This is a genomic window from Micromonospora parastrephiae (assembly GCF_016802865.1).
In the GTDB taxonomy this organism is placed as follows: Bacteria; Actinomycetota; Actinomycetes; order Mycobacteriales; family Micromonosporaceae; genus Micromonospora; species Micromonospora parastrephiae.
On the sequence record NZ_JAEVHM010000303.1, the window covers coordinates 1 to 4,484 of the forward strand.

Annotated in this window: 2 protein-coding genes; one reads left to right on the top strand and one right to left on the bottom strand. The window is 72.0% G+C overall.

Annotated elements, in window-relative coordinates:
* The coding region (locus JNW91_RS29870) for a sensor histidine kinase (RefSeq protein ID WP_203178851.1) at nt 1-2,751 on the bottom strand (2,751 nt) is incomplete at its 3' end.
* A gap of 444 nt (nt 2,752-3,195) precedes the next feature.
* On the opposite strand from JNW91_RS29870, the gene JNW91_RS29875 reads away from it, so the two are divergent.
* Complete coding sequence (locus JNW91_RS29875) at nt 3,196-4,377, top strand: ABC transporter substrate-binding protein (protein ID WP_203178852.1); 1,182 nt, start codon at nt 3,196-3,198, stop codon at nt 4,375-4,377.
* Nucleotides 4,378-4,484 lie beyond the last annotated feature (107 nt).

The following is a 4,484-nucleotide window of genomic DNA, read 5'->3' on the forward strand; positions in this document are numbered from 1 at the left end:
CCCGGTGCGGAATCCGTCCATGCTTCCCGCGGTCTGCGCTCCGGCGCCGTCGCCGGAGCTGCCCGGGGTACGGGTCGGCAGTGGCGGTCGGGCCGGCGCGGCGGCCGGCGCGGACGTCGCGGTCGGCTGACCGCCACCACCCGAGCGCAGGCCGGCGTCGGCCGCAGCGGTGGATGCCGGGGGCGTGTCGAACTGCGGCCGGGTGAAGATCGCGGTGGCGTCGTCGCCGTGCGACCGGAACCAGACCGCCTCCATCTCCCGGAAGATCGGCGCCTCGGCGGGGAAGTCGGGGCGGGTGCTGACCGGGGCGGCCGGCACCGACGGCGCCGGCGGGGTGGCGACCGCACCGGGGCCGGCGACCGGTCCGACCGGCAGCACCGGCGGGGTACGTCCGTCTGCGGTGTCCGCTCCGGAGCCCCGCCGGGGCAGCGGGTCGACGGTCGGGTACGCCACGGTCGGGCTGCCCACCGAGGCACCGGCGCCGTTGCTGTAGGCGGGTCGGGACGGCGGGACCGGGGCGGCCGGGGCCGGCGCGGGCGGCACCGTCTGGTGCGCGCCGGTGAAGCCGCCGGCCTGCACGGACGGGGTGGTGTCCCGCGCGTCCACCGGGGACTGCCACTGCGTCGGAGCGGACGTGCTGGTCCGCCACTGGTCGGGCAGCGTCGCCGCCGCGGTGGTGGCACCCGAGTACGACTCGGCGTGACCGGCCGGGGTGAGCGGCGTCTGCTCGACCGCCATCGGCTGGCGCGGCCGGGTCAGCACCTGCTCGCGGCCCCGGTTGGTGGGCAGCGCCACTGTGGTGGCGGGGAGCGTCACCTGGGCGACGGTGCCGCCTTCCACGTTGCGGCGCAACTCCACCCGGATGCCGTAGCGGGAGGCGAGCCGGCTCACCACGGCGAGACCCATCAGTCGGAACGCGGCGACGTCCACGCTCGGCGGCGCGGCCAGGCGCCGGTTGAGCGAGTCGAGCTGGTCGTCGGTGAGGCCGAGCCCGCGGTCCTCGATCTGGATCAGGACGTAGTCACGGATCCGGCGGCCGTCGGCGACCACCGTGGTGTTCGGCGGCGAGAACCTCGTCGCGTTGTCGAGCAGTTCGGCGACGAGCCGCACCACGTCGTTGACGGCGTGCGCGGCCACCGAGATGTCGGTGTCCACGGTGCCGAACTCGATGCGGTTGTACAGCTCAACCTCGGACTGCGCGGCGCGCAGCACGTCCACCACCAGCGCGTCGTCGCGACGCGGTACGGCGGAGTCGGCGCCGGCCAGCACCAGCAGGTTCTCGTCGTTGCGGCGCATCCGGGTGGCCAGGTGGTCCAACTCGAAGAGCTGGGCCAGCCGCTTCGGGTCCTCCTCGCCACGCTCGATCGCGTCCAGCTCGCCGATCATCCGGTCGACCAGGGTCTGACTGCGGCGGGCCAGGTTGAGGAACATCGCCGAGACGCTGGTACGCAGCGCGGCCTGCTCGGCCGCGACCCGCACCGCCTCCCGGTGTACGACGTTGAAGGCCAGGGCCACCTGACCGACCTCGTCGCGGTTGGTGAGCTGGATCGGATCCCGGACCTGCCGGACGATCTCCTCCACGCCGCCGTCGCCCACGCTGCCCATGTTCTGCAGCCGCCGCACCGCGTCGGGCAGGTCGTGGTTGGCCACCGACAGGGCGCCCTCGCGCAGCCGGCGCAGCGAGTGGTTCAGCGAGCGGGCCAGCACCACGGCCAGCGTCACGGCGATGATCAGGGTGAGCAGCACCAGCACCGACTCGACCACGGCCTGCCGGATGACGTCCGAGCGCGCCTGGTCGGCCTGTTCGAGGAGGCGGTTCTGCAGTTGGACCTCGGCCCAGCGCATCAGGTCGTTGACCGCGCCGATGGCGGCGGTGGCGTCCTGTGCGCTGACCAGTGGGCGCTGCCCGACGGAGCGGGTGAGGTCGGTGGCCACCCGGTCGGAAAGGCCGACCGCGTCACCGGAGACGGTGCTGTCGACCAGGGCGCGCTGCACCGGGTCGGCGGCGAGCGAGAAGGCGACCAGGGCCTCCTGCTGGCTGGTCAGGGTGGCCACGAAGGAGGAGAACTGCTCCTCGTCGAGCTGGCCGGCGGTGAGCGCGGTGAAGGCGACCGCCTGCTCCTCGGCCACCGACGCCTTGGCTCGGGCGAACGCGGCAACGGCCCGGCGGCTGTCCGCCAGGCCCTCGTCGCCGGGCAGCTGGGCGAGGCCGTCACCGTAGGCGACCAGGTCGGTGAGGATGACGCCGTAGCGCAGCACCGCCTCGGCAACCGCCATCTGCCGGCGATCCAGCACCTCCTGCCGGGTGCCGTCCAGCGTGGCCAGGTGGTCGTCGATCACCGCGAGTCGGTCCCGCAGAGCCGCCGGCACGTCGCCGATCCGGCCCCGTTCGGCGCGGTACTCGTCGACCCGCTGCTGCGTCTGACGGACCCGCAGGTTGAACGCGTCGGCCGGCTGCTGCGGGGCGGCCAGGTAGGCCGCCGCCGCCATCCGCTCGGACTGCAGGTCCTGGGTGAGCGCGCTGACGTCGATGGAGAGCGCGGTGAGCGATCGTGCCCGGGTGGCGTCGAAGGCGCCTTCGCCGACCGAGATCAGCCGGACCGTGGCCAGTGCGATCACCGCCGCCACGGGAACGACCAGGATCAGCGCCAGCTTGGACCGGATCCGGGCGTCACGCAGCCTCGGCAGTCCTCGGCGCGGACGCCGAGCGGAGTCACCGAGCGCGGGCAGGGTCGTCGGTCCGGTGCTCACGACATCGCCTCCGTCGTTTCTTCCCCGCCTGACCCGCCGAACCGTGCCGTGAGCGGAGGGGACCACGCGCGGCACGGCCGCGATTTCATCAGAGATGATCCTGTTTGGGAAGCCGCAGTGAGGTCGGAAACGGTCGGACGGCGCGGAACCCGTGATCCGGTCAACTGATACCTTCATCTCCGCAAGCCCCTGAACAGGGCATGTAACTCCAGAGTGGTCGCGCGTGTATGCAAAGTGAGCTTTTGCAAACATTGCGTTACCCCAGCATGTGGGATGGCCGTCCCGAAAATGCAACCGGGGTCCGCGCTTGACCACAGCGCCGGCCATTGGCAAGGTTTTGCAGGCTTCGCGCACACCGTACGGCAGGAGAGATCCCGTCCTCCACTGAGGACGGATTAGCGGCGGTGACCGGGCAGCGCCCGCGCCCGCACCTGGAGGACTGAGTTGAGCCCCATCCGCTCCGCGACCATCGCGGCGCTCGCATCGGCCGTAGTTGCCACCACGCTCACCGGCTGCCAGTTCGGCGAGGCCGACCAGGACACGAGTCCGATCGTGATCGCTGCGGACCTCGAACTCTCCGGCGCCGCCGCGTCCGTGGGTCGGGCATACCAGAGGGCCCTGGAACTCAAGGTCGACCAGTTGAACTCCTCCGGAGCACTGAACGACCGGAAGATCGATCTGAGGGTGAAGGACAACCGTTCCGACGCCGCCGAGTCACTGCGCAACATCGCCGACTTCAGCAGCGATTCCCAAGTCAGCGCCATCATCATGGGCGGCTGTAACGAATGCGCGGTGGGCGCGGTTGGGACCATCAACGAGAAGCGGATTCCCACCATTGCGCTCGCCGCTTCCGGGGCGGTCGCCGCTCCGGTCCCCGAACGGCGCTACGTGTTCAAGCTGGGCCCGAACGCCGCCGACAGCGCCGCCGCACTCACCTCCGAACTGCGCCGCAAGGCGGTCCGCAAGGTGGGCCTGCTCTACAGCGACGACGACTACGGCCGGGAGGGCGTCGCCGCGCTGCGCCGCGAGCTGGCCAAGGCCAACATCAAGCCGGTCGGCGAGCAGGCGGTGAAGACCACCGACACCGAGGTCAGCCAGCAGGTCGGCCAGCTCGCCTCGGACAAGCCCGACGCGCTGGTGATCTGGACGCCTCCGGAGCAGGCGGCGCTGGCCGCCACCAGCGCCCAGCAGGCCGCCTTCCGTGGGTCGCTGTTCTTCGACGCCGGAGCGGCCGGCGACCTGTTCCTCGGCGCGGCGGCCCGCGCCACCGAACGGGCCACGCTGATCTTCACCCAGACGATGGTGATCGACGACGTGATCGCCACCACTCCGGCGAAGGCGGCCCGGCGGCAGTGGTTCCAGGACTACACCGCGCGCTACGGCGGCTACAACGGATCGTCGTCGTTTGCCGCTGACGCGGTGCAGTTGATCGCCGACGCCGAGCTGCGCGCCGGTGGCGAGGCCAGCAAGGTGGACCGCAACGGCATCCGTGACGTCCTGGAGACGTCCCAGATGGACGGCCTCTCCGGCCCGATCCGGATGACGCCGGACAACCACTCCGGGCTGATGCCGCAGGCCCTCACCACGCTGGTCGCCCGCAACGGCCGGTGGCGGTTGGCGGGGTAGCGCACCGGGCCTCGGGTTCTTCCGGCGCGGGTCGTCGTGTGCCGGGGTGGGGTGTGGCCGACCGTGCCCGGCTCCGGGCGGTCAGGCTTGATCCCTCCGCCGGGCAC